The organism is Tangfeifania diversioriginum (genome assembly GCF_900141875.1).
GTDB classification, from domain to species: Bacteria; Bacteroidota; Bacteroidia; order Bacteroidales; family Prolixibacteraceae; genus Tangfeifania; species Tangfeifania diversioriginum.
On sequence record NZ_FQZE01000071.1, the window covers coordinates 1 to 3,562 of the forward strand.

General features: G+C 31.6%; 4 protein-coding genes. All 4 read right to left on the reverse strand.

What is annotated here, in order from left to right; all coding sequences use genetic code 11:
• Window positions 1–163: 163 nt before the first annotated feature.
• A complete protein-coding gene (locus BUC07_RS20340) occupies window positions 164–700 on the reverse strand; it encodes a fasciclin domain-containing protein (RefSeq protein WP_175552591.1) in 537 nt (178 codons plus the stop codon).
• Window positions 701–719: 19 nt separating this feature from the next.
• Window positions 720–2,114: a RagB/SusD family nutrient uptake outer membrane protein gene (locus BUC07_RS20345; RefSeq protein WP_073174172.1), complete on the reverse strand. Its 1,395-nt coding sequence runs from the start codon at window positions 2,112–2,114 to the stop codon at window positions 720–722.
• A 14-nt stretch (window positions 2,115–2,128) separates the two neighbouring features.
• On the reverse strand, window positions 2,129–3,247 hold the full coding sequence (locus BUC07_RS20350; RefSeq protein WP_083578369.1) for a TonB-dependent receptor domain-containing protein: 1,119 nt from the start codon (window positions 3,245–3,247) through the stop codon (window positions 2,129–2,131).
• On the reverse strand, window positions 3,248–3,562 hold a 315-nt coding region (locus BUC07_RS21705), incomplete at its 5' end, for a TonB-dependent receptor (RefSeq protein ID WP_139279676.1).

The following is a 3,562-nucleotide window of genomic DNA, read 5'->3' on the forward strand; positions in this document are numbered from 1 at the left end:
TTAAGATACTGATTATCAGGGGTTTAATCAAATATTCCGATGGTTTATTTTGCTCATTTTCAAATAGTTATCCACATTTTTAACGAAGTATTGTTATTAAGATGTTTTATAAAAATAAAGCATTGTTGTCCGATAAAATCCAGACAACAATGCTGCATGATATTTATAAAAAACGATCTTGATATGCATGAAGCACAACATTTTTTAGTTCTATATTAGAGATTAAAACAGTTTTCCCATTTACCTTAATAATATACGCTGATCTTAAGTTACCAGTATTTTCAGTAATACTTATAGTTAGTGCCTTATCACCAATAGTTTCAAATGTTTGCGATGTAGTTAAAAAATCTTCTGGTGATTTTTTCTTCCCTTCAATTATCTGATTTTTTAGTATTGTGGTTAACTCATCTACCGGAACATCTTGTAAGGTTGTATAATTGTTATTACTTAAAAATGCATTAAAAGTAGAATTGAAAGGTGCAAAAATCGTATAATCTCCGCTTTCTATTGTTGCAGACAAACCAGTAATTTTTAAAGCTTCATTAAACATTTTCAATGAATCCATTTTTTGTGTTACAAATTCATTTACCGTTAGATCGTAATAATCAATATAGGGTTCTGCTTCTTTATATTCAAATTTATTACAAGACAAAGCAATAAGGGTTAATAAAACTGCAATATATCCGTTTACTTTTTTCATTTCTAATATATTTTTTTTATTAATAAAAATCATTCTGAACTAAATTTGGATTTTTAACAAGCTCCGTTTCATAAATCGGCCAAAGTAAATGATCTTCGTTTTGTATATCGTTCAATACTTCTAAGGCTACATTATTTCTTATTAAATCGAACCACCTATGCCCCTCATAAGCTAATTCAATAAATCGCTCATTTAATATGGCTTGTTTTGTTTCCTCCTTGGATAATCCTGTTTCTAAATTAGGTAATCCTGCTCTTTCTCTTATTAAATTAACCAGAGAAATTGCCTCGTCAGTTCTATCCATTTCATTTAGTATTTCTGCTCTAAGTAGAATAATGCCTCCCAATCGATATATAATCATATTATCGTCTCTCAGGCTATACCCTTCAGATGTTTTAGTTTTTCCAGTATATTTTTTTGTAAAAGGATCCCGAACAAGCTGCTCTGGCTCAGGATAATATACAATATCAGACTTACGAAGATCTCCTTCTTCAAACGCATCTAACAACTTTTGATCTATTTTATAATGTGCTCTTAGACTTCCTGAAAAAGGAGTTTGTAAAAGAAGACTTCCTAAATTATTGGTATTCTGTTTTGAATAATCATATTGAATTTCAAATATTGATTCGTCAGTATTCTCCTGAGAAAATAGCAAACCATACTCTCCTTTTGGCAATAATTTATAATTGTTTAAATCAAATATTTGTTTGGAAGTAGATTCAGCCTTTGAAAGATAGGTATCTCCTCCTCCTTCTTGTTGTGCTATCCATAAATATACATGAGTCTGTAAAGCTAAAACAGCACCTTGGGTAACCCTTCCTTTGTCCTCTAATAAGTTATTATAATTTCCAGGAATATTATTTAGTGCTTCTGAAAGATCATCTTCAATTTGAGAATAAATAGCAGTCTTTGATTCCCTCTGAACTTTAAGATCTTCAGCCGAAAGCGTTGGTTCAGTTATTAGAGGTACATCACCCCATAGTCTGACTGCATAAAAATAACATAATGCTCTAATAAATTTGGCTTCAACGATAATCTCATTTTTTCTGTTCTCGTTAATTCCATTAGTAATTTGAGGAACCAAATTAATAACTAAATTACATCTATTAATTGTATTATATAAGGAACTCCAATTACATGCCGAGTGACTTGATGTTAATGTATTATTTACAAGGCTTGCAGAACCAGCAGTACCTTGGTCTAAATTATCTGCTCTTGCATCACCCCAATCAATATATCTGCTACTTAATGTATTTGCAAGCTGATTATAACATCCAATTAATAGAGCTTCAGCGTCGTTCCCATCTTCAGATACATTTGCTAATGTAATTTGGCTTACCGGCTCTATTTCTAAATCTGTACAAGCTGTAAAACTTACAACTAATATACTTAACAATATTATTATTTTTTTCATTTTTATTTATCTTTTTAGAATCCAACATTTAAACTTAACATATATGTAGTTGGTATCGGCATACGTGCATTATCAATACCAAATTGACGGGAATTTTCCGAAGAGGTTGTTACTACTTCTGGATCATATCCAAGATAATTTGTAAAAGTCCAAATATTTTGTCCTGTTAATACAATTTTAAGACTTTCAACTTTTAGTTTTCTTAGTAACTCATCATTAAAATTATAACCAAGAGTAACTGTTTTAATTCGCAGATATGACCCATCTTCAACCCATCTTGAAGAATTTCTGTCATTTCCCACTGGTTTTACCATCCAATTTACAGGAACATCTGTTTGATCACCTTGTTTTCTCCAAGTATTTTCATAAACATAGGGCCGAGGATTTGGAGAAAATCCATTTCCAGCACGCATTTGTTCCAGAGAGTTATAAATGTCATTACCAATGGAATAAGTTAATAAAACATTCAAATTAAAATTTTTATAGCTAATTGTATTTCCTACTCCACCAACAAAATCAGGTTGAGCGTTGCCAATAATAGACATGTCTTTTTCATTAATAATATTGTCCGAGTTAACATTTTTAAATATTGCGTCGCCTCCTTCAAAATTTATCCCTCCACCCGTTGTTAAACCTTCAGGAACATCTTGATCACTGGCGAAAACACCATCAAAAATATAACCATAAAAACTACCTAATGCCTCACCTTCCCTAACAATACCGATACCTGAAAATTGATCTTCTCCATTTGGTAAGCTTAGAATCATATTTTTATTATAAGTAATGTTTGCTTCTGTTGTCCATTTAATATTCCCAACAAGGTTTTTAGTTGTTATACTAAACTCAAGACCTTTGTTTTCCATTTCTCCCAAGTTAGTTGTAATTGAACTATAGCCTGATGTACCAGGAAGATCTACATTAAAAAGGAGATCATATGTTTTTTTACGGTAATAATCTCCAATTATAAATACTCTATTATTTAAAAGAGATAAATCAAACCCTATATCAAATTGGTTTGTTGATTCCCAACTCAAATTTGAATTTGGTAATCCATTTGACGTAGGACCAACACCGCCTTGTCCTATATAATTTTCACCAGCCTGAAATAATCCCTGGGAAACAAAATCCCCAATTTACTGATTACCAGTCTGTCCATAACTCGCCCTAATTTTGAATTCGTTTACAAATGGCAACTCAAAAAAAGTTTCTTCTGTAATTCTCCAACCAAATGAGATTGATGGAAAAGTACCAAATCGATTATCTTTCCCAAACCTTGAAGAACCATCCCTGCGTACCGTACTATTAATAATATACTTATCCTTAAAAATATAATTCAACCTGGTATAAAAAGATAGTAAAAAACCACGCCCAGAGGACGTGGCTTTGGGATAACCCCTGGAAGGGGATGAAAATACCTTTACCCTCAGAGAAGGTAAAAGCTTGTTATT

What these genes read in the sequence shown, in the direction of transcription:
- BUC07_RS20345 (WP_073174172.1), bottom strand. Translation starts at nt 2,114, where the DNA reads ATGAAAAAAATAATAATATTGTTAAGTATATTAGTTGTAAGTTTTACA.
- BUC07_RS20340 (WP_175552591.1), bottom strand. Translation starts at nt 700, where the DNA reads ATGAAAAAAGTAAACGGATATATTGCAGTTTTATTAACCCTTATTGCT.